This window comes from Methylobacterium longum (assembly GCF_022179385.1).
Lineage (GTDB): Bacteria > Pseudomonadota > Alphaproteobacteria > Rhizobiales > Beijerinckiaceae > Methylobacterium > Methylobacterium longum.
Genome location: NZ_BPQS01000045.1, coordinates 17,012 through 39,191, shown reverse-complemented (window position 1 = coordinate 39,191; position 22,180 = coordinate 17,012). Strand labels below are relative to the sequence as shown.

Here is a 22,180-nt window from a genome sequence, read left to right as displayed (position 1 = left end):
GCCAATCCCGGAAAGATCCCGCTCGAGCTGATCGAGGTCCAGGTCGGATCCTACACCGGCGAGGACGACATCATCCGCGTCGAGGATATCTACGGACGCTGACACCAGAACTCGTCTCGAACACAGGGAACGGGTGGGACGACCGTCGTTCGTTGCGTGATATCGGATCGGTTTTCGTTCATCATGTCGAGTATTTGTGCTTATTCGGGGAATATTGATACGAATGTTGAAGCTGAAACCTGCGGAACAAAATAACCGGCGCGAAAGAATGCAAATGACAACAGAGACAAAAAGCTCGCGCGTGCCTACCATTCTTCACAACACGGCTCCCAGCAAGGAGCTGACTTGGGAAGAGCAGGTTCTGTTCCGCCGGAACGGCAAGATACTCAAGGGCTGGGGCTACATGCTGTGGACCGACCCTGAACTCGACGAGCTGATGGAAGAAGACTTCAGCGATCTTTTCGGAAAATATATCAAAATCAAGAGCGGGATTATCAAATCAGATATCGGACGCTACGCGGCCTTGCATAAGTATGGCGGCGTATATGCCGATACGGATTACAAGTTCCTGAAATACCCGTCCGAGTTGCTGGAATCCGCATGCACGCTCCCGACAGAGCAGGGTGAGCCGCCACGAGCGGGCCATACCTCCGCCGATCCCTCGTTCCGACTGGGGAATGCATGCCTCGCGAGCGCGCCGCAACATCCGTTCTGGCTGGACTTCATGACCAGCATCTTGGACAACAACACTCTGACCGATCTTCATGAAAAAAACCCCATCATGACGACCGGACCAGCAGCGATGACAGAATTTTTGTTGCGCAACCTCGGTCGATACAACGACCTCAGCATTCCGGGGAGAGTCAAATATCTTCCGGACCTCACTTGGTCGCGGATGGGGATCGCGAAATCCCGGGAATCGGTCGGCATTCACATGTGCTGGGGTTCGTGGCGCAACCGGCAATTGCTCCACCGCCTGAGAACGGTCGCACGACGCAAGCTGACATGCCTGATCTGAGCATCGATCCGGCGATGACCCGGATGGGACGGGCGCTCGGCAAGACGGCGTCCGGCCGGTAAGCGCGCGGTCCGTTCGCCGCTGAACGTCGGGATCCAGAATGCCATGGCCCCCCCTGCGTTCAGGGGGGCGGCCCTTAGTTCCGCATCGAGCCGCAGCTCCGACGCGACTGAAAGGGTCCGCATCCGCGGATTGACGTGATGCGGACCACCGTCTCGGTCGTGTCGTCCTGCACCGCCGTTGTCGCCGGCTCCCGCAGGGGAAGCCTCAGCGGGCATCCTCCCAGACCTGCACGTAGTCGAAGACCGCGTCCGCGTAGCCGGATGCGGGCACATCGACGCCGCTGTCGGTATGGATGGCGTTGTCGAGGAGAACGAAGAATTTCCCGACACTTTTCGGTCGCGGCAGGGTGAGGCGCTGAACCTCCTTCCGATCGAAATACATGATGACGTCCGTATCGGTGATCTGCACACCGTAGGTGTGGAAGTCGGTCGTCAGATCCGTGTTTGTGTCTGTCCAGACGAGCTTACCCGGTTCGGAAGGACGTCCCGTTTTTCCGGGCCAATAGATGGCGCCCGAACTGAACTTGGATATCGCGTCGCCGTAGAATTCGAAGGCGTCGATTTCGACGCCCCCGGCATCCGTGGCGGTCGTCGGTTCGGTATCCCCGGCAAGCATCCAGAACCCGATCCAGGAACCCTTGTTCTTCGGAAATTTGGCGCGCGTCTCGATATACCCCTTCCGGATCGCGCTCGGCGACGGCTTGCGCGGGAAGGCGGTGCTCACTTGACCGCTGTACCAAGTCCGGCCCCAGTTCTCGGGATCCTTGTACTTTGGATCATGGTGGGCCCGGAGCGTCAGCGTCCCGTCCTTCACGATGTAAACGCTCGTGAACCCGGTCTCATGGGAGGTCACGAAGTGCGCGCCTCCCCATTGTCCGCCGTCGGGCTTGGGGCCGGGAAACCAACGCGTCAGGTCCAGGCTGTCCCCGTTGAAAGTCTCGTCGAACACGAGCTTCATCGAGTCGGTGACGAAGCCGGATGGGCTGGTCGTCCGGGCTGTCGCCTTCGCGGAAGCGGCGGGCGGGGGCGCACCTCCCTTGTCGTTCTGAGCCACCGCGGCGCCGCAGGCAGCCCCACCGAGGGCGCAGACGAGAGAGGCAGCGCAGAGCGCGGCAGCCATCCTTTTAGGCACATCGACAATCATTCTACCTGCAACTCCGATTGGCCATGACGGTCTGGATACGAGGACTGAGCGCATTGTATCACAGTGCGAGCTTCAGACGTCGCCGCTCGGGGCGAACGAGTCACCCTTCGGCGAGGCGCCACACGAGGATGCGTTTCCCGCCTGCCCCGGCATCGCGGCGCTCCAGGTCGCAGGTGTCGACGGGAATCTAGGTCGGACAGCGGCGCACGACGCCCCCGATGAGCCGTTCCGGTCGTCTGCGTGAAAATCGGCGTCCCCTCCGTCGATCACGCGGCGTGGCTTTCCCGACCCGTCGGAGTCGGGTATCACTGCAGCCCGTCCGGCTGACTTGTCACTCAGCCACAAGCAGAGTCGTTGCGCCTCGCTGAGATGGTATGACCTGACCAATCTTTCAGCCGCGCGGTACTCAGAAAAACCTCAGGTCTATATACCGTGCGTTTGAAGCCAAGGTCCAAAGCTCGCGTCAGTTGCGGCCCCCATGTGTCGCCTCGTCGCAAGTTGGGGGGTCGCTCGTGAGCTCAGTCGCGTCCGAGACCAAGATCGCCCAGCCGGCGGCGGAAGCGACCGGAACAACCCGGCCGCTCAGCGTCTTCGTGCATCTGGCCGCCGACAAGGATGCCGTGGCTTGGCGGGAGGCGTGGCGGTCCCGCACGCTGGTCGGCGTCAACGAGGAGACGCCCTACGGCTATGGCCGCGCCACCGGCATGGGGTGCACGGTCGAGTTTTCCCGCACGTCACCCGAGAGCTTCGCGGTGAAGATCATCCGCCTCGGCCTGCGGGTGCTCACCGGATTCGACGTGATCCACGCCCTCAGGCAACGCCCTGCTCTGCTGGATGCGGACGTGGTCTGGACGCACACCGAATCCCAGTACCTCGCTGTGGCGGCCGTCCTGTCTTGGTCCCGACGTCGTCCGAAGCTGCTCGGCCAGAGCGTCTGGCTGTTCGACCGTTGGAAGACGCTCACGCCGCTCCACCGGCTGCTCTATCGCCGGCTCATCCGCCACGTGGACGTCCTGACGGTCCATTCCTCGGTCAATCTCGCAGTCGCGCAGGCCCTCTTCCCGGATAAGCGCGTCGTGCTGGTCCCGTTCGGCATTCCGTCGGAGCAGGTGACGTCGCCCGTCGCACGGACCGGCAGACCCCTTCGCATCCTCTCCGTCGGAAACGATCGCCATCGCGACTGGACGTGCCTGGTGGAAGCCCTTGACGGCTTGTCCGACGCTGTCTGCGTCATCCTCTCGGGCACTGCGCCGCATGCGCTGACCAAGGGACGGCCGAATCTTCAGATCATGCAGGCCCGGACGAACAGCGAGTTTTTCGCGCGCCTCGCCGAGGCCGACGTGGTCTGCGTGCCCCTGAAGGCGAACGGGCATGCCAGCGGCATCACGGTGATCCAAGAGGCCGTCCTCGCTGGGGTGCCCGTCATCGCCACCGCCACCGGAGGTCTCGAGGTCTATTTCGGGGCGGACGCGGTACGCTACGTACCGCCGGGGGATCCCCAGGCCCTCCGCGACGCGCTGCAGGACATCGCCAGGGATCCTGCGAACGCCCAGGCCCGCGCCGTCCGGGCGCAGCAGCACATGGCGGATGCGGGGATCGGCGCCCAGTCCTTTATCCGCCAACACGTTGAACTGAGCCACGAGATGCTCGGGCAACAGGTGCCGAAATCCCTCGGCGCCTCTGCCGAGGGCCAGAGCGATCCCCGCCCAACCTCGAAACCGTGAGCGACCGCCGCCGCACGTCGCCCGATCTTCAGGATTGGGCGCTGGGTGGCATCGGCGACGAGTAGCTGCTGCCCGAGGCGGCACTACGGCTGGAACGGCGGCCCCTCCGGGGAAGAGGATCGTTCAGCACGACGCCCAGCACCCGGCTGTTGGCCGAGCGCAGGGCGCGGACGCCCTCCGAGAGTTGATTGAGCTTGGTGCGGTTCAGAGCTGCGACGAGCACCACGCCGGAGAGCATGCTTCCGATCGCCTGGGCGTCCGACGAGGCTTCGAGAGGGGGCAGATCGAGGACGAGATCGCGCGGGCCGTTGTACTGCGTCAGGGCGGTGCGCATCGCCTGCGTTCCGAGAAAGGCATTGGGGTCGGCCGCGCGGCCGGCAGCCACCGCGGGCACGAAGCTCAGCGAGTCCGTGATCTTTACCTCGGGCAACCGCGCGTCGGTCGAGGTCGACAGGATGAACTGGTCGAGACCGACCGCGCTGTCGGGAGCGAAGCGACGGGTCAGGTCCGGCTTCTGCAGGCTGGCATCGACCAGCACCACGCGGCTGTTCGAGGCGGCGAGCAGGCCGGCAAGGTTCGCGCTCAGGGCACTGCAGCCCTCTCCCTCCCGGCACGACACCACGCCGATGGCGACCTGATGGTTCTTCACCCGCGCGGCGAACAGGACCGTGCGCAGGAGACGCATGGATTGTGCGAAATCCGACCCCGGCTGGTCGAGGGCGGTCGTGTCCTTCAAGCGCCCGGAGCGCAGGCGGGGAACGGCGACGAGGCAGTCGACACCGAGGACGCGCCGGATCTGCGCCGGCGAGCGCACGGTCTTGTCGAAATTGTTCCTGATCGCGATGAAGGCGACGCCGGTGACGAAGCCGAAGACGATCCCGAACAGCAGGTTCAGCTTCGTCTGCGGGTAGGCGGCGGCCAACGGCCGGAGCGCCGCGCCAACGATACGGGCGTCGGAATCGGGAAACTGGAAATCGGTGATGACGCCGGTCGCGACGGCCTCGTCGGCCGCCTTCTTCTCTGCTTGGACGAGCGTGATCCGCCCCTGCAGGAACTCGGTTCCGCGCTGTTCCGAGATGGCGTGGACCAGCACCTGATCGCGGATATAGGCTGCGGCGATCGAGTTCGTGATACGGGCGGTCGCCTCCGGCTTGAGGCCTCGGAACGACACCTCGATGACGTAGGACTGGCCGAGGCGGCGGACCTGAACCCGGTCGGAGAAGTTCTGGAACGCGATCTCGCGGGCTTGGCTCGCCAGTTCCTCCCGCGTGGGGGGCGTCTCCGAGGAAGGCCGCAGCAGACCCGCCATGGCTACGATCCGACTGATCAGTCCCGGCTCGCCCGGAGCGAAGGCCGGGTCGGCGTCGAGATTCAGCGTGTCGAACACGTAGCTCAGGTTGCGCACCGAGCGGATGATCTGGAGCTGGCTCTCGGCCTGGGCGCTGTCCAAGATCGGGGCGACAGCGGCCGCCGCATCGGCGCCGGCGGGTAGCCGGGCACGAGGCTCGAGCACGATCTGTGCGGACGCGACGTATTCTGGTGTCGCGCGGAGGGTGTAGGCGAGACTGGCAGCGAAGCAGATCAGGAGCCACAGGACGAGCTTGATGCCCTGCCGTCGCACCGCGGCGATCAGATCCGCGATCCAGGTGGCGCCGGGATCGTCGTCCGCATAGCGCATGTCGATATGCTCCAGACCCGGGAGCACATCCTGGTGGGGATCGTCCGCTCGGATGGCGGAGGGGGTGTAGTTCATAGGGAGGCAGCCCGTTCCGGAGTCAGGCGCAGGCGCAGGAGGTCGAGCGCCGCGATCAGGTTGCCGAGGAGCCGGCCGCGCCGATCCACATAGGGTTCCGGACTGGCCGATTTGACGAGATTGGTCATAACGTTGCGGCCGATCTGCTCGATCGCCTGCCGCGTCGTCATGGTGCTCTTCCGATGCAGATAGACTGGGTTCATCACCTGAGAATAGCCTATCTTGCGCCCGGATACGCGCCCCCCCTTCGTGCCGAGGTGGACACCGTAGGCCTTGCCGATCTTTACACGTCGGCCGCCCCGCTGGGCGACGAGGGCTCCGAAGTCCCGATCCTCCAGCCAGCCGTAGAGGACCAGCCTCTCGTCGAAGCGAAGCCCCGCGATCGCCGTCCGTCGGAAGGCCATGTTGCAGCCGTACGGGCTTTCATTCTCCTCGATCCGCCGATTGCCGGATGGATCATGCGCAGCGATCCGCGCGAGCGCATCCTCCGGGGACAAGCCCGGCCCGAGAATGCCGTCGGCGATCACGTAGCCCGTGATGCACGCGATATCCGGCTCGCTGGTGAAGACCTCCGTCACCGTTTCGAGCCAGCGCGGGTCCGGATAGAAGTCGTCGTCGAAGAACACCACGTAGTCGGTGTCCGACGGCATGGCCTCAAGGATGGCGTTGCGCTGGCGTGCCAGTCCGGGTTCTCGGTAGATCAAGGTGATGGACGGATCCGCGGCGACGTCCCCGACATCCCGCGGCTCCGTGCAGCAGACCATGATCGCGTGCGGCGAGAGGGTCTGGGCAGCTAAATTGGCGAGCATCGCCGCGAGCTGACCTGGTCGACCACGCGTCGCGATCCCGACGCAGACTCGCGCGGCACGAGCCTCTGTTTCCTCAGGATATTGGGCAATCATCATCTAATTCTGCATCTTTCAGGCCGCAGGCGCAAATTCAAAAGCAAGCTATGGACAATACTATGAAGCGATCACAGAACGTCGCTCCGCCCTGCCCTGGCGCCAGCGGAGCCCGCTCGACAGGAATCGCGGCGCGGTGAGACGAAGGTTGGCTACCTTGAGCGTCCTGACGCCACGGTCGAGGCGTCTGCAGGAAGCGAACTGACGTCGTCCGTGACTGGGCCGATCGGGCGGAGGTCGCGTGTTTCGACGGCTGCGAGTGCCAGTGCCTTCCTGCGGATGAACGCGAACCGTACGACGTCCGCGATCAGGCACGAGATCATCCCTCGTCAGGGCGGATCCGCCGGCGTGGCCCTGCAGCCCCGACGCGGCTTGATCGTCGAGATTCCTGTTGATCACGTAGGCTGCCCCGGGCGGAGCGCGATCCCGGCGGTCGGCGGATGATTCCGCTCCGCTCGTACGGTCGCGGACGACAGAGCCAGAGGGTCGAACCTCGGACCGTTCACGCCCGACCGTCCGCGGTGACTGACGCCGGACGGAAGGCAGGACCGGAGACGGGCGTATGGGAGGCGGCGATCAGCCCGAGAACCGAGGCGACACCGACGCCGATGTCGGGAATGGTGGCCACGACGAGGTACATCGACAGCGTCGGCAGCAGGCTGAGTTTCAGCGCCGTGGCGAAGACGGCAAGCTCCTTCGAGGCTCGCCTCGGCATCGTCAGCAGTTGCTGGGCGATGAAGCCGAACATCAGCATCGCGCCGAACAGGCCGGTGCTCCCGAGGATCGACACGGCCCAGTTCGAGACGCGGATGGAGCCGAGGCCGGCCCCCATGCCACCGGTGTCGAGGAAGGCGTGCCAGCCGATCCTGGTCCACATCGTGCGCTCGGCATAGGAGGCCGATTTGGTCTTCTCAAAGATCAGGCCGTCGACCATCGCGTAGACGGGATCGAGCAGGTTCGGCTTCAGGACGATCCCCGTGAACGTCACGAAGGCGGCCAGGAAAATCGCGGCGAACTCCCAGTTGAGCTGATCCCGCCGCGCATTGCGTGCATCGAACACCCGATAGAGGAAGTCGACGCCGTAAACGAACACGAGAACGATGAGGCCCACGACGCCGGTGGAGGAGGTCGAGAGGATGGTCATCGCGCCCAGCAGCGCGATGGCCACGAGCACGAGGATCTGCTCGAGGCCCTTCTCGTAGGAGGACCGGAGGAACACCAGGGATCCCATCAGGCCGACGCAGGCGGTCCCGAAGGTCGAGGCTTCCGGCATCAGCCCGACCACGCGCTTGGAGCCTTCGGCCTCGACATCGACCAGGAACGAGTAGGTTGCGGTGCGGAACGGCTCCAGGACCGCCCCGATATGGAGGACGTAGGTGATGAGGTCGACGAGCCCGGTGATGACGAGAACGTAGGCGGCCCAGAGGAGTGCCCGCCGGTAGTGGATCCGCACCAGCGCCGACTGGCCGATCATGGAGAAGGTCAGCGCCGTCCCGTAGGACAGCATGATGTAGCAGGATTGCGTGAAATTGCCGGAGGCCGGGCGCAGGATGTCGGTGCCGGAGATCGGCGCCGAGATCGGCACGACCTCGAACAGCCCCAGGAACGCGCGCGGCAGGACCAACGCTCCGAAGACCGCGTATCCCACGAACGCCGAGAACAGGATCATGCGCTGCGGGTCGAGCGCGGATTCGAGGCCGCGCACGATGTTGCCGCGATGGATCAGCGCCTTGCAGACGAACAGGGCGGCGCAGGCTGATTGCGGCAGCAGGTTCACGCCGCCGCTGAACGGCAGCATCTGCAGGCTGCCGAAAGCCCCCGTGATCATTAGCAGATAGAGGAGGCCGGGACCGCGCGAGACGGCCGCGGCAATCATCAGGACCCACAAGACGGCGGCGGGCCAGCTCATGAGCGCCTCAGAAGTCGTTCACGGGACCGCCCAGGGTCTGGGCGGTCTCGGCGCTCATCCCGGGCACCGAGCCTTTCGCGGCGTCCGAGAGGTGCGGCTGGACCCGGACGACGTCGCCCGGCTGAAGCAGGTCGTTCTCGTCAGCCTGGATCTGTTCCGACTTGCCGTCCCGGCGGCGCAGGATCGTGTATTCCGGCTTGGTATAGGCCTCGGCGTTAGCCACCACCGTCGCGGGAGAGCGGATCTCGGCTTGGTAGAGAAGGTTCCTGGCGGCCTCGAGCTTGGCCGACGTCTCGTTCAACCGGATCCGGGTCTCGGCCAGTTCCTGAAGCGCCGCGTTCCGGCGCTGGTCCTTCAGATCGAGGATGTCCCGATCAGCCTTCGAGATGTCCTGCCGGGCGCGGATCACCGCGATCTGCGTGTCGAGGCGGTTCGCTTCCAGGGTCGCGATCGTCTGCGAGGTCTCCACCTGCCGGGGCATCGCCGACAGGCCCCTGTTCACGAGGCCCGTGACGCGGGCGAGCTCGGTCTTCATGATCTCCAGCTGCTCGGCCGTCGTGGAATCCTTGGTCGCGAGCGAGGCGATCTGTTCCGTCAGGAAGTCCTTGTTCTGCTTGAGATTGGCGATCTGCGCGGTGAGCGAGGTCCGGCGCGTGTCGAGGGCGAGGCGCTCCTCCCGCAGGATGCGGGCGATCTCCGGAGACTTGGAGCGCGATTCCAGCTCCGCCGGGAAGGTGAGCGGCGCCTCCTTGATCTCGGCGTCGAGGCGGGCTTGGCGGGCGATGAGGGCAACCCTTGTGGCCGCGAGCTGCTTGATCTCGCCCCGAGACTGGACGGCATCCCGCACGAATTGCAGCAGGACGTCGGTCGGCACTCGCTGGATCCCACCCGCCAGACTGACGCCCTGGAGCACAGTGAGGTTCGGCCGGTACTCGTAGCCGCCCGGCTTCTCGACGCTGCCCGTGACGTAGAACGGACGGAACTTCACGATCTGGACGGAGGCATCAGGCTTTGTCGCGAGACCAGCCTTGACCTTCAGGCGCTCGGCGATCTCGGCGGCGATGTCCGAGGTCGTGCGCCCGCTCGCCATGATCTCGCCGACGACAGGCAAAGACACTTGACCGGACGCGCCGACGGTGAAGTCTCCGTTGAAGGCCTGCCACTGGTAGGCTTCGCCCGTTCCCGCCCGAAGGTCGGAAACCTTGACCTGCAATTGGTCCAGCGGTCCCAGGTGATAGGCTTCTTCGGCCGCGGCCACGCTGGCAACGGCCACGAGGGCGACCGTGGCCAGAAGCGGCGCTCGAAGACACGTCCTCATTAGATCCTCATGCCCTCTGAATTGCCACCGCGGCAGGTCCGCGATCCGTATGCCGCACCGGCGCCCCCCGCGAAAGCAGGATAATCAGTAACCCGCTGACCAATCCGAAGCCGCCCATCATCAGGATGAGAGGGCTCATCCTCGGATAGGCGACGCCCAGCGGGCGGATCGCCGGCCCGAGCAGGCGGACATCGGCATCGGCCAGGGCACCCTCGGGGATGACGCCGAGGCGTCCCCCCGTTTCCGCGGCCGCGATCTGCGTCATGAGGTTCGACAGGCGGCTCTCGAGATAGACGCCGCGCCGCTGCTCCCGGGCCAGGACGCCGCGCAGCCGGTATGCCGCGTAGGTCGACGCGATGGCGTTGACGATCTTCGTCGCCTGCTCGGCGGTTTGCGCACGATAGGAGATTTCGATGACGTAGGACAGGCCGAGGCGGCGCGCCCGAACGCGCCTGAGGAAGGCGTTGAACGCCTCGATGGATTCGGAATCCGCCGTGACCAGGCGCTGGAACCGATCGATGCGCGTGCCGATGAAGGCCCACAGACCGTCGGCCCCCCCGAGGATTTCAGGTGAATCGACAAGGTTCTGAACCTGGAAGACCTGATAGAGAAGTCGCTGCGAGCTCAGCACGCGCAGCTCGGTCTCGCATTGATCGCTGTCGATCACGAACTGATAGAAGTGCCGCAGGCTCTCCGGACCGTCGTTCACGATCATGCGGGGCTGCAGAAGGATCTGAGTCGTCGCGATGAAATCGGGCCGGAGCAGCTTGGAATAGATGACGGCCGACGCGACGAAGGCCATCACCCAGATGATGAGAAAGGCCAGCCGCCGGCGCAGATGGCGCGCGGTGTCGGCCACGAAGGTTGTCGCCTCCGCTACGGACCGCTCGCCCGTCCAGATCGACTGGGACGCGGGTCGTTCTACAGCCGAGGATCGCGGCGATTTCATACAGGGTCCCGGCCCGGGGTGTGATGGGTCGAGCCTGAAGCGTTCAGGCTCTCGCGTCTAGGTCTGGCAGATGAACTTGTAGACATGAGGCTGTGCAAAGTCTTCAGCTGTCGAGATCGATTGTCGGCATCTACCAGCCGCCGGAGGCAGGCCGCGAACTGCTCGAACGTGTCACAACGGCAGCGTTTGACTTGGCCTCCTCAGCGATACCGCCTTCCCCACACGCGCCGCGAATGACACTCGGCACCTGCCGGAGCCGAACCGTCCCCGCCGGCGATGGTGAGCACCCCGGCATCGATCGCGTTTCGGATTGCTCCGCATCGCCACCGTCAGCCACCGGCCCGAAACGACGGGTCGTCGACCTGACCGAGCACCGGACGACCGACCGATCAGCACCGCCGCCGACATCCGGGGGCGGTGCTGCTCCGCCCGACAGACGGGACGTCGCACCAGCCGCGCCGCCGCACGCCAACCCGATGTGCCGCCGGAGATCACCGGACATGCTCGTCCCGAGGCGCGTCGGCGGCGCGGTCAAGCGGGACCAAGGGCCCCTGCCACGATCGCGCCCGCTTCCCGAATACGTCTCGTCCGAACCACCCTCGGCATCGTCGTCTGGAACCGCGCCGACGCCATCGACCGTCCCGGCATCACGCGACCACCATAGGCCCAAACGGGCACCGAACCTAGGTCCTGGCCGAATGGCTGTGTTGAAACAGGCTGTTCCAGACTACCGAGGCGCAATCTTTGCGGACCTTTGTTTCCTGTCGGTGACACGACACGGCATTTGAAGGTGACCGGTCGTATATGGTACGGGCTTCCGGAACGACGATTGCGCTGAGAAAACGTCCTTTTCTTCGTTCGCACCGGATCGAAGCGCCAAAAATTCCACCCCCCTGTGTGTTCGCGCCCGACGCGCATCGAGTTTCTATATGACCGATTCTTATTTCGCGACAGAGTATAAGACCATATCGAGGGAAGATAAGATTGTCCTTGCACCCCGCCGATTAGACTACCTTGAGTCGCTTCGCGGTCTGGCCGCCTTGTTCGTCTTCCTGCACCACCATTACATGACCGCCCCGATTTTTCTGGACGTGGTGCGCCTGACGCCGTTGCGGTTTTTGATCAACGGTCGTTCCAGCGTCATTTTCTTTTTCGTGCTCAGCGGGTTCGTGATCGTCTACGGGATTGCCAACAGTTCCAGAAAGTTCTCGTATCCCAACTTTGTCCTGCGCCGGATCATCCGCATCTACCTGCCTTACGCAGCATCGGGCCTTATCGCCATCGTCTGCTACTTCATGCTCCATCCGAAACCCTTGTTCGACACGGCGATCACCTTCAACGAGATGTGGAGCGAGCATCTTCGGCTCGGCACCGTCGCCCAATTCCTCCTGCTTGCAGGGACACCCGCCGCCAACACGATCAACAGCGTTGCCTGGAGTCTGGTCTACGAACTCCGCATTTCGCTGCTGCTGCCGCTCCTGTTCCTGCTGGGGATTCGGATTCCCTGGGTACTTTGGCTTTTCGTCGTCGTGGAACTGGTCGCCAATCGGTTCCGACAGGATTCGGTGCCGTTCCACGGTACGGATGTGTTCTCAAGCCTCGACGTCACGGTGCACTTCGTGCTCCCGTTCGTGCTGGGGATCTTCCTCGCCATCCGGTTTTCGCGCGGCGCGATCCCGGACCTCGACGCCACGCCGATCAGAGCCGGCTTCCTGTTATGCGTCGCGCTGATTCTCCTGATGATCTTCCGGGACGAGTCGGCGAGTCTCGGCGCCGCCATCCTGTTGTTTGTCGCCCTTGGATGGAGGAAATTCCAAGATGTCCTGCGCTGGCCGCTCCTGATCAAACTCGGGACGATCAGCTACAGCCTCTATCTCACCCATGCGATCGTGCTTCAGGTGATGGTCAGGGCCTTCCACGGCGCGATCCCCCTGGGCGTCTCGCTCGCGCTCTCCCTCGTCGCCTCCATCGGCGTTGCAATCGTATTCTACCGCTTCGTGGAAAAGCCGACCCACCGGTTATCCCAGTGGGTCGGCCAGCAGGCAGTCCCTAGCCGGAGCGGAAGACCGTCAGGCCGGGCCGAGTAGCTCGATCAGTCCGAATCCCTCGACCAGATAGAACGCCACGGGGCGGCCACCGAACAGGACCGCCGGTCGCGCCTCGACGACCTCAAGGACGTTGAGGTTCTTGGCGTGAAGCGCGTCCAAAGTGCCGGCTAGGTCATCCACCTCGTAGCAGACGTGGTAGATCCCGACGCCCTTCTTCCTCAGCATCGTGCTCAGCGGCCCCCCCGTGCCTGATGGCCAGACGAGTTCGACATCGGGCATCGCGCCGTGGTGCCACATCTCCAAATTGACGTTCTGGAGCGGATCGAAGGCGTTCGCGCCGCGCTGGTAGCCCAGGGCGACGAGATACTCGGACGAGAGCCGGGGATCGTCGGTGGCGACGGCGAAGTGGTGAAACTTCAGGGACTGAAAAGCGGGAGCCGCGCTCCTGTCCGCGCCGCCGGTCGGCATGCCCCCCGGCAGCATCATGCACCTCCCTTGGATGAGATGAGCGCCTGCAGATCGCCGACATTGTTCAGGCTGCTCACCTCCGAGGCCGAGAAGCGCACGCCGAAGGCTTTCGACACTTCCAGCATCAGCCGCACATGGCTTAGGCTGTCCCACTCCGCGATGTCGTCCGCCGTCATGGTCGGCTCAAGTTCGATCGTCGGGTCATCGAACACGTCGCGGAAGATCCGCTGAAGCTTTTCATTCTGTTGCATCGGATATTTCCTATCGCGTCAGGGATGTCTGTTGGGTTGATTCGCATGCACTCGCGTTGATCGCCTTGGCAACATCCTGCCCGATCATGGTCGCGACGCTCGGCTTGGCGTGGACTTCGTCGGAGAAGTTCTCCGGTTTCTGGTACTGGCTGAGGCCCACGAACCGCACCGCATCGTCGCCCGCCAGGGCCGTTTCCAGGGCCGCCAACCGATCCTTGTATTCACGGTTCATCGGCACGGCCGCATCCCACCAGTTCGGCACGGGAAGGTCGACCACGATCACCTTGTTCCGGCCGCGGCTCAGCATCTTGATCGTTTTCGCGAGCAGCTCGAACTGAGCGGGAGCGAGATGCTCCCGGGAGCCGAGCTGCTGCTGCCAGTAGGCTACGGCCGCAGCCCTCTCCGCCTCGGAGACGACGGCCGCCTCACGCTCCGCATCCGTCCGCGAATCGGGGCGTATGAAGAAGAAATTCCGTGCCCGGTAGGTGGCTTCGCGGAAGACCTTCTCGATCAGGGCGAAGGGGCTGACCAAACCGTTGACGACGGATTCGTATTCCGGACCGAAGCGGCTCTCGTAGAAATCGCCCGCCTTCCTGTAGTTCCCATACCGCTGGAACTCGATGTCGAGGTCGCTCTCGTTGTTCTGCCGTCCGGGCCCGTTCCAGCGGGCCTTGCTGTCTCCAAACAATCCGAACCAGAGTCCCAGCACGTATACGTCGGACGTATCCCCGGAAAATTGCCTGTTCTTAACGGCGATCTGTGCGGTCTGATAAAGCTCGGTGATATTTTCGTTACCGATCGACAGGTTGTCGATGGTCGCGCACCGAACCGTGCGGCCGATGACATCTGGCCTGAGCTCAAGGTCGGCGTTCGATGCTCCGAGGATGATCACCCGGCGGCCCTTCTCGCGAAGCGCCGGTTGCATGAACATGAGATACTTGGTCGCCGTGGCGTAGACCGTCGACGGAGCCGTTCGCGTATCCACCGCCCGTGCCTCGGAACCTCGCGGAGCGAGGAAAGCCGCGATCCCGACGACGCCTGCATAAAGCGCCGCCGTGAGCAGGATAACGCGTGACAAGACCCGAATAACGACGATCATATCAGAAGGCCTTGTAGACGAACTCAGGGGCTTTGTTGAGGATCGCCGAGACGAAAACCACCGCGAGGATCACGCCGGCGCAGCGTGAGACCGTCCAGGCGTCTCGGTACCGCGTTTCCAGGCCGGAAAGGGCGTTGAACTCCATCGCCGCGACCGGGGCCAGAACGGTGTCAACGGCCGCGAAACAGAGGGTCAGCGCGCCGAGCGAGACGAGCAAACCGGATAGACCCAGACGGCCGGCGAGGCCAAACAACTGGCCGATCTCCGGCGTCCACAGGCAGGTCAGGGCCAGGGTGAAGAACGCGAAGGTCAGGCCCTTGCACAATTGGATGTAGACCGGCCGCTTCTGAAGGCTCTTGTAGCCGGGTTTACCCAGAGCCCGGGGCATGGCGATCTGCCAGAGCTTGTTGGCGCAGGCGCCGAACGCCATCAGCACGCCGTACACCACGAAGACCGCCGTCGAACCGTGCCAGATTCCCATCACGAGGAACGTGATGAAGAAGGCGAACAGGCCGATCGCCGCCGAATGTTTCGGATCGGGCAGGCGCTGCATGGTCGTCAGCATGATCGGCGTGAAGAGATACGTCTTGAACCATTGCGACATGGTCATGTGCCACCGCTGCCAGAACTCCAGGAAGCTCTTGGCCGAGAACGGGCGGTTGAAGTTTTCGGGCAACTTGAATTGCAGAAGACCGCCAATTCCGATGACGATATCCATGTAACCCGAGAAATTATAGTAAAGATATCCCGTATAGGCGGCAGCGCTGACGGTGTACAGGGAGACGGTCTTGAACCAGGGCAGCCCGTGGGCCGATCCGCCGAACTGCACGCTGAAGTTCTGGAACAGGTAATCGAAGGCCGCCGCCACGATGGCGAGCTTGAAATATCCGGTGGCGATCCGGGACAGCGCGCGAAGGACCTCGCCCTCGGTGATCGGGGCCGGCGGCTTCTCGTACTCGCTCTTGAACGAGGTCCAGGTCTGCACGGGACCCGACAGGAAGGTGGTGAACCCGCAGGTATAGGCGAGATAGGCGGCTGGGCTCGGCTTGCCGTCGATATCCTGGTTGGAGAGGTCGACGATCAGGCTGATGATCCGGAAGAGCACGTAGGAGAGGCCCACGGTGGCGTAGATGAAGGGCAGGCCGACCGCGGTGAGGAAGAAGAACTGCTTGAGGTAGAGGAAGCTGCCGATCATCAGGCAGACCGCGGCCGCCACGTAGACTCGGCTCGGCGTCGCGCTCATGCCGACGATGAGGACATAGCCGAGGCCGAGGAAGGCGACGAGCGGCAGGGCCGACTTGATGTCGAGCATGTACGTGCTGATGAAGTAGGCCGACGCAATCAGCAGCACCCACTGCCGCGCCGTCACACTCCGCGTCGCCTGGTAGGCAAGCACCGTCACCAGAGTGAAGGCGATGAAATGAAGCGAGACGAAATTCATCCTGCGGGATCCGGTCAAGCCACGGGCGGCGGCGCATGGGACGGCCGCGGTCGAAGACGTACCGTCCGCCGGGCGGGAGCGCACGCGGCGGACGGTACAGCGAAGTCGGTCGTCTGAAGCGTCCCTGCGATCTGCGGATCGCTGAGCATGCCCTAGACGGGCACGCCCGTGCGGATGACCGTCATCCGCGGCCTGGGAGCTTCATGGTCGGCCGCGAGCGTCCAGAGCGTGCTCCCCTCGGGTCCCGCACCGTCGGGAGCGAAGCCGAGCTTGCCGTAGTGATCGCGCACCATGTCGTTGCGGCCGGAGGGCCGCCACTCACCGACGAGCCTCCGCACGCCGGCGGCTCGCGCGTGATGCAAGATTTCCTGCAGCACCATATGCTCCACCTGCCGCCCCAGGACGCGGCAGCTCATGAGCCACGTGTCGATCCGCCAAGTGTCGTCCCCTTCCGCGCGGCAGATGATGACGCTGATCATCCCGTTGTCGCCGAACTTGTCCTTCAGGCGGACCTGTAGGGTGAAGGCCCGGGGATCGACCTCCAGCTGGGCCACCTCACTCTCTGTATAACGCCGCGTCGTCAGGTTGTATTGATTGCTCTTGTTGATGAGCTGGGCGATCCGGCTCCGGCCGGTCTCGTCGAACCGATCGAAATGGATCTCCATCTCCAGGGAGGCGAGGTAATCCTCCATGTTGATGGCGTCGCTCTTGAGGGCGAGCCGCTGCGCATTCGCCTTGTAGGCTTCGGACCGACCCTTGTCCTCCTGCAGGAACGCGACAGCCTCGAACGCCCCCGTCGCGAGCATCCGACGCGCGTAGTCGGAGGGATCGCTCGACAGTTCCGGCACGAGGACCTGCGGCAGCGCCTGCCGGATCTGGTCCCGCTCGACGGGGTTGTCGTCCATGAAGACGAGCGCATCCAGACCGATATTCAGCTCCTCCGCGATCGCGGCGATATTCGATGCCTTGTCCCGCCAATTCGCCTGGAACGCGACGATGTGCTTCTCGCGCACCAGCATCTCCGGATGGGTCCGGAAGGGCTCCCGGGCCACGTCGTCGGTGTTCTTGGAGCTCACCGCCAGCAGGATCCCGCGCTTGTGCAGCTCGAGGGCGGCCTGCTGGAGGGCCAAGTGCGCCTCACCGGTCGCGTCCCCCTGGCGCATGTTGATCCCGGCCATGCCGTCATCGCCGATTACGCCTCCCCACATCGTGTTGTCGAGGTCGAGGATGAGGCACTTCCGGGATTTGCCGCGCAGCGCGCCTAGAAGGCTGCCGAGTCTATCCGCATAGAGAGGTACGCAGTCGTACGAGAAGGCAAGCTTGGCGACGTTCCATTCCTGTGGGGAAAACCAGTTGCCGGTTCCCACCACCGCCGCGAGTCGGGCCACGTCGAACAGGGCATTCCCGTCGCGCTGGGCCAATTCGACGATGCGCTCGTTGACCCGGTGGATGATCCAATCCAGCGTCCCGGGCACGGAGCGGTCGAGGCTTCCGAAAACCGCTTCCGGGGGGCTCGCCAGGGTCTGGAGGATGCAGAAGGCGCCGCCGTGCTGACGCACTGCGCCGCAGATGGCGGCGTAGAGCTGCGCACAATCCTCCACGATCTGCTCCGCGCGCTCCGGCTCACCCGGCACGGTCGAGATCGGGAGGCTGCGATGGTCGAGCGCGATCAGGACGGCATCGGGTCGCGACACGTTGATGCCGGAGCCACTGTCGAGCGCATCCTGGAGCGCGCTCTCGTAATGGCCCGCGACCACCTGCAGGGCGATCCCGTGCCGCGCCGCACTCGCGACCATCGGCGGCAGCAGGAGATCGGTCGTACCCGTTCCGATGAGACCGAGCTTGAACGGCGATAGCGGCGTGAGCGTCACGCCGGTCGCGATCAGTCCCGTGATGACCCCGCCCAGAACCCGCAGCTTGTTGTTGTCCAATCTGGCACTGGCGAGCGCGTAGACGTCCCGCCCGGACGCATCAGCGTCGGCGGCCAACACTCGACAGCGCTGACGGAAATCCTCCGGCGCGTCCGGCAACCAATCGAGGGTCTCGAAAATGTTGGTTTGCATTCGGCCTCTCGCTCATCACCCTTTCGTTTGCAGAAACCCGCTCGACTTGACGATCCCGACGGAGTTTGAGGCCGCAGAGATCAGCTAACCTTAGGGCAAAGCAAATACCTACAATAATATTGAAGGCTGTTCCCTGGGCCTAGAGTTCAATAAGTGTCATTAGAATCAGAGTAAATTATCCATGCCGGGAAGACAACCCTAGGCATTCTGCTTAGCTTACAAGCAGCCGATCTAAATCGCGCCGCCGACGAGCCGGGTGGTTAACGCGTCGAGACGCCATGATGCAGGTTATTGAAACTGCTGATTTCTCCACGCCTCTCGACCCTGAACCTGCCGATGGTCACGCTCGGCCGTCTCGGCTTTTCGGAGAGAAGCGGAATGGTTGAGACGTCGCCAGCGCGAAGGTATTGCGTCGTCATCAAGATCGGGAGCGGATCGAAGCGATTGCGGGGTGCCGGCCATTCCCCGGCCGACCGAGGGGTGCGAGCGTAACCGCATTATTGATATGCCTGTATTGCATCCGTGTGATATCGACCGGTCCCATCTTGACCGATAAGGCGACACCTGGGACTCAGAATTTTCCGTGATCGCGAGCCAATGTCCCGCAACCACCATGCCGTCCGTCCCTCGGCCCGCGGGGAAGGTCCGTCGACCACAGCATGCGGACCCGCATGCACCGTGCCGGCGCCTCTGAGATCGGGGCCGCTCTCATGCCTCCGGCACGCTCGACGGCGCGACTTCGCGTGACGGAGCGGCCGTTGCCGGAAGAAATCGACGTGGTGCCCAGTGCCAGATAGCCGACGATACTACCCCACCCTCGATCTCATTCGGGGCATCGCCGCCTTTTTCGTTCTGGTCTATCACGTCCAGCATTGGCTGCTGGGTCCCGGCTATGCTGTCAATGCAGGCCTCGCGGTCGATCTATTTTTCTGCCTGAGCGGCTTCGTGCTGGCCAGCGCGTACGCGGACCGCTTCGCCGCCGGGATGACGTTGCCGGACTTCATGATCAGCCGACTGATCCGGCTTATGCCCCTGGTGGTCGTAGCGACGGTCATCAGCGGGTCGTACATCTGGGCCCGGACGCTTCAGGGTCGGGACGCAACCTTCGGTGCCGAACTGGTCACCGCCATCACGCTCAACCTGATCAGCGTCCCGTTCTTCGGCGCGTCCCCCGCCATCGGCGGTCCGCAGCTATTCCCGCTCAACGGACCGCAATACACGATCTGGCTCGAACTCTTCGCCAACCTCGCCTGGTACCTGACGAGCCGCCTCCGCTGGCGCGGCCTGAACTACGTCGTCGCGGGCGTCTCCCTGGCCTATCTCGCCCTGTTCGGGATCGGCGGCGACACGGCCGGCACCTTCTGGCTTGGACTGCCGCGCGTGCTCTACTCCTTCTACGCGGGCGTGATCCTGTTCACCCTGACCGAGCATAGAGGGACTGTCGAGCTCGCGGCGTTCGGCAAGGCGGTCTTCCGGGCGTGCTTCGCCCTCATGGTGGTCACCTTCGCTCTACCTCTGCCATACCTGATGCCGTGGCCCCTGGAACTCGCCTGGATCGCGCTGCTCTCACCGGCGCTGGTGGTCACGGCGGCACGGGTCCGCATCACCGGACGGACCTTCCTGATCGCGACCTGGCTGGGAGCGATCTCGTATCCGATTTATATCCTCCATTATCCGATCTTCTGCTGGATGAACGGCGCCTATCAAATCGTCTTCAAGACGACGAACTTCATGGCGGAAGCAGCCATTCTCCTGATCGTGCTGCCGCTGGCGAGCATGATGGCCTTGAGGATCTTCGACGAGCCGGTTCGTGCCGTCACGACAGCTTGGTGGCGGCGGTTGCGTCCGCTACCCGGCACGCCGACACGGTTGGGCGCCTAGGGCTTCGCGCGAGAGGTTGAGACCGGTACCGGGGCCGAGCGGGATGATCAGACAAACCGCCCACGGGCTCGCCTTAGGCGCGCCCGATGAGTCGCATCGCACCCCGATGCAGATGTCGCCGTCCCACGGGAGATCACTGAACCGCCTCCAAATTCGACCGGCCCGACCCAGATGGAGCGGGACAGTTGCGTCGGCCGTGCACCCGCCTCGGCTCTCCGCCGGCCGAGTACGGCGCGGCGAGCCTGCTGAGAAGCCAATGCTATCGCACGATCAACGGCTTGGCATTTCCAGGCATCCCAGAGGCGACTTGAGAGCAGTGTCGTGATGGCGCAAACACCCCGGAGTGAAGAATTCTACACCATCATTCAAGATGCCATGGGTTCCGTGGGTGATTGTGCGATTGCTGAACGCAATGAGATCTACCAATATGCTCGTCAGATCGTTCTGAATTTCGAGGACCCGCACGATACAAGTGTGGTGCACCGCCGGAGCCAGGACATCAAAGAGCTCGAACAGGCTATTGTTTGCGTGGAAACCGAGTATGTCGCCAACCGCGCGCCAAAGCTTCAACCGCACCGGCCTATCCCCCTCGCACCCGAACTGGTGATGGATGGCGGCCTTGTGCCGAATCCCGATCTCGATATCGTTCCCGCCACCCAGCCGCACGAGCGGACGACCCTGTTCCTGAGGAACATCGGGTCCGGCGGAACGGTGAGCATCGTCAAGATCCTCATCCAACTCGCGCTTCTTCCGCTCATGGCGCATCTGCTGGGCCCGAAGGAGTTCGGCGTCTACGCCCTTGCCGTCCCCGTGGTGGCGTTCCTGGCCGCGATCGCTGACGGCGGCGTGGGCCTATCCCTCGCCCGGGACCGGACGAACGCGCCGGAGGTCTGGTCGACGGCCTTCTGGGTGCTGATGGGATTCGGACTGGTGCTGTCCGTGGTCGTGATCGCCTCCGGGTATTTGCTGTCGCTGGCCTCGTCCGAGCCGCAGCTCAACACGCTCATGTTTATCCTGGCGATGAGCTTCCCGTTCTTCAGCCTCGCGGTGCTGCCCGTCGCCCGCCTGACGCGAAGCGGAAATCTCGTCGCCTGCGCCATCGCCGACTTCACCGCCACGGTGGCCGGCGCGGCCTGCGCCGTGACGCTCGGCGTGATGGGCTTCGGGGCCAAGAGCCTGGCGTTCCAATTTCTGACCGTCTACATCGTCCGCGCCATCATCCTGAATCTGTACGCCTTCGAGCGGCCGGCGGCGATATTTCGGCCCTCGGCGATGCTGAGCCATCTGTCCTCGGGCGGGATCCTGATGGGCGGGCGGGTCGCCGACCTCGCGTGCCGCTCGGGGGAAAGCGTGCTGTTCGGCAACGCCTTCGGCGCAGGGGTCCTCGGCGCCTACAACTTCGCCAATCAAGTTCCGCGCTTCCTGTTCGAGGCGTTCAGCAATCCGACCTGGTCAGCCCTCTACGCGCAGACCCTCAGCGAGCAGCACGAACGACTGCTGCAGATCTACTACAAGGTCTGCCGCCTCATGGCGTTCGTCACGTTCCCGACCGCGGCCGTCCTGACGGCCGCCAGTCCGGAGATCCTGGCGCAGGCCCTCGGCCCGACATGGGCGCAAGCCGGGGTCTTTCTGCAAATCCTCGCCCCGGGCTACGCGCTCAGCACCACGGCCTCGATGGGGACCGCGCTGCTGCTGGCCCTCAACGCCAACTTGACCTTCTTCCTGACGACCGTGCTGCTCGGCCTCGGCCGCGTGGCAGCGGTGGCGACCGGCCATTTCCTGCCGGCCTGGGAATCCGTGTGGCTGGTGACCATATCCAACGTGCTCTACGCCGTGGTCGTCTGCGGCTTCGTCGTGCGCGTCGCCGATGCGCGCCTCCTCACGATCGGCAAGGAAATGGCTGGATCCTTCGTCGCGGCGCTCATCAGCGGAATCGTCTGCTGGAGTGTCCTGCATGTGGCCGGTAACGGTCTCGTGGTGCTCTGCGGCGCCATTCTCGCGGCGGCCATCGCCTACTTCGCGGCCATGTTCGCGATCGAGGGCAAGAACCTCAGGAGCGAGTTCACGTTCCTGAGATCCTCGATGGCCGGGATGATCAAGAAGGATCGTTGAGGCCGCCCGGCGTGGCGATCATGCGCCGCGTGAACCGA

18 protein-coding genes are annotated in these 22,180 nt (G+C 63.9%); 6 read left to right on the top strand and 12 right to left on the bottom strand.

Translation table 11 applies throughout. From position 1 onward, the window contains the following. On the top strand, positions 1-102 hold a 102-nt coding region (locus tag MFF58_RS32365), incomplete at its 5' end, for a hypothetical protein (protein ID WP_132368140.1). A 121-nt stretch (positions 103-223) separates the two neighbouring features. Further along, positions 224-1,018, top strand: a complete 795-nt coding sequence (locus tag MFF58_RS25065; protein WP_238291781.1) for a glycosyltransferase family 32 protein — start codon at positions 224-226, stop codon at positions 1,016-1,018. A gap of 267 nt (positions 1,019-1,285) precedes the next feature. Here the strand turns inward: MFF58_RS25065 and MFF58_RS25060 are convergent, their stop codons facing one another. Beyond that, positions 1,286-2,224, bottom strand: coding sequence for a glycoside hydrolase family 16 protein (locus MFF58_RS25060; protein ID WP_238291779.1), 939 nt, complete (start codon positions 2,222-2,224; stop codon positions 1,286-1,288). Between the two features lie 512 nt (positions 2,225-2,736). Here MFF58_RS25060 and MFF58_RS25055 point away from each other — a divergent pair. Further along, complete coding sequence (locus MFF58_RS25055; protein ID WP_238291777.1) at positions 2,737-3,948, top strand: glycosyltransferase family 4 protein; 1,212 nt, start codon at positions 2,737-2,739, stop codon at positions 3,946-3,948. A gap of 28 nt (positions 3,949-3,976) precedes the next feature. Here MFF58_RS25055 and MFF58_RS25050 read toward each other — a convergent pair whose 3' ends face one another. The 5 genes from MFF58_RS25050 to MFF58_RS25030 form a co-directional block, all read right to left on the bottom strand. Continuing rightward, positions 3,977-5,701: a tyrosine-protein kinase domain-containing protein gene (locus MFF58_RS25050; protein ID WP_238291775.1), complete on the bottom strand. Its 1,725-nt coding sequence runs from the start codon at positions 5,699-5,701 to the stop codon at positions 3,977-3,979. Further along, entirely contained in the window at positions 5,698-6,510 is an 813-nt protein-coding gene (locus MFF58_RS25045) for a glycosyltransferase family 2 protein (protein WP_238291773.1), read from the bottom strand. Before MFF58_RS25045 ends, MFF58_RS25050 begins: the two co-directional genes overlap by 4 nt. Positions 6,511-7,105: 595 nt before the next feature. Further along, positions 7,106-8,512 (bottom strand): hypothetical protein, encoded by a 1,407-nt coding sequence (locus MFF58_RS25040; RefSeq protein ID WP_238291771.1) that lies wholly within the window; start codon positions 8,510-8,512, stop codon positions 7,106-7,108. Between the two features lie 7 nt (positions 8,513-8,519). Further along, positions 8,520-9,830, bottom strand: coding sequence for a polysaccharide biosynthesis/export family protein (locus tag MFF58_RS25035; RefSeq protein WP_238291769.1), 1,311 nt, complete (start codon positions 9,828-9,830; stop codon positions 8,520-8,522). 7 nt (positions 9,831-9,837) lie between these two features. Next, complete coding sequence (locus MFF58_RS25030; RefSeq protein ID WP_238291767.1) at positions 9,838-10,689, bottom strand: Wzz/FepE/Etk N-terminal domain-containing protein; 852 nt, start codon at positions 10,687-10,689, stop codon at positions 9,838-9,840. A 1,019-nt stretch (positions 10,690-11,708) separates the two neighbouring features. Between MFF58_RS25030 and MFF58_RS25025 the strand changes: the two genes are divergently transcribed. Then, the gene (locus MFF58_RS25025) at positions 11,709-12,866 is read left to right on the top strand and encodes an acyltransferase family protein (RefSeq protein ID WP_238291765.1); all 1,158 of its coding nucleotides are present in this window, start codon (positions 11,709-11,711) and stop codon (positions 12,864-12,866) included. On the opposite strand, the gene MFF58_RS25020 is transcribed toward MFF58_RS25025, so the two are convergent. The 5 genes from MFF58_RS25020 to MFF58_RS25000 form a co-directional block, all read right to left on the bottom strand. Continuing rightward, a complete protein-coding gene (locus tag MFF58_RS25020) occupies positions 12,849-13,313 on the bottom strand; it encodes a VOC family protein (RefSeq protein WP_238291763.1) in 465 nt (154 codons plus the stop codon). The two genes, MFF58_RS25025 and MFF58_RS25020, sit on opposite strands and share 18 nt — an antisense overlap. After that, positions 13,310-13,546: an acyl carrier protein gene (locus MFF58_RS25015; protein WP_238291762.1), complete on the bottom strand. Its 237-nt coding sequence runs from the start codon at positions 13,544-13,546 to the stop codon at positions 13,310-13,312. The genes MFF58_RS25020 and MFF58_RS25015 overlap by 4 nt, the downstream gene beginning before the upstream one ends. 10 nt (positions 13,547-13,556) lie before the next feature. Next, entirely contained in the window at positions 13,557-14,645 is a 1,089-nt protein-coding gene (locus MFF58_RS25010; RefSeq protein WP_238291760.1) for a hypothetical protein, read from the bottom strand. Between the two features lies 1 nt (position 14,646). Next, positions 14,647-16,086, bottom strand: coding sequence for an MBOAT family O-acyltransferase (locus tag MFF58_RS25005; protein ID WP_238291758.1), 1,440 nt, complete (start codon positions 16,084-16,086; stop codon positions 14,647-14,649). Positions 16,087-16,238: 152 nt separating this feature from the next. After that, a complete protein-coding gene (locus tag MFF58_RS25000) occupies positions 16,239-18,149 on the bottom strand; it encodes an HAD-IIIC family phosphatase (RefSeq protein ID WP_238291756.1) in 1,911 nt (636 codons plus the stop codon). 786 nt (positions 18,150-18,935) lie between these two features. On the opposite strand from MFF58_RS25000, the gene MFF58_RS24995 reads away from it, so the two are divergent. Further along, the gene (locus MFF58_RS24995) at positions 18,936-20,030 is read left to right on the top strand and encodes an acyltransferase family protein (protein WP_238291754.1); all 1,095 of its coding nucleotides are present in this window, start codon (positions 18,936-18,938) and stop codon (positions 20,028-20,030) included. A gap of 270 nt (positions 20,031-20,300) precedes the next feature. On the opposite strand, the gene MFF58_RS24990 is transcribed toward MFF58_RS24995, so the two are convergent. Then, positions 20,301-20,606: a hypothetical protein gene (locus MFF58_RS24990; protein ID WP_238291752.1), complete on the bottom strand. Its 306-nt coding sequence runs from the start codon at positions 20,604-20,606 to the stop codon at positions 20,301-20,303. A gap of 30 nt (positions 20,607-20,636) precedes the next feature. Between MFF58_RS24990 and MFF58_RS24985 the strand changes: the two genes are divergently transcribed. Further along, complete coding sequence (locus tag MFF58_RS24985) at positions 20,637-22,142, top strand: oligosaccharide flippase family protein (protein WP_238291750.1); 1,506 nt, start codon at positions 20,637-20,639, stop codon at positions 22,140-22,142. Positions 22,143-22,180: the final 38 nt, after the last annotated feature.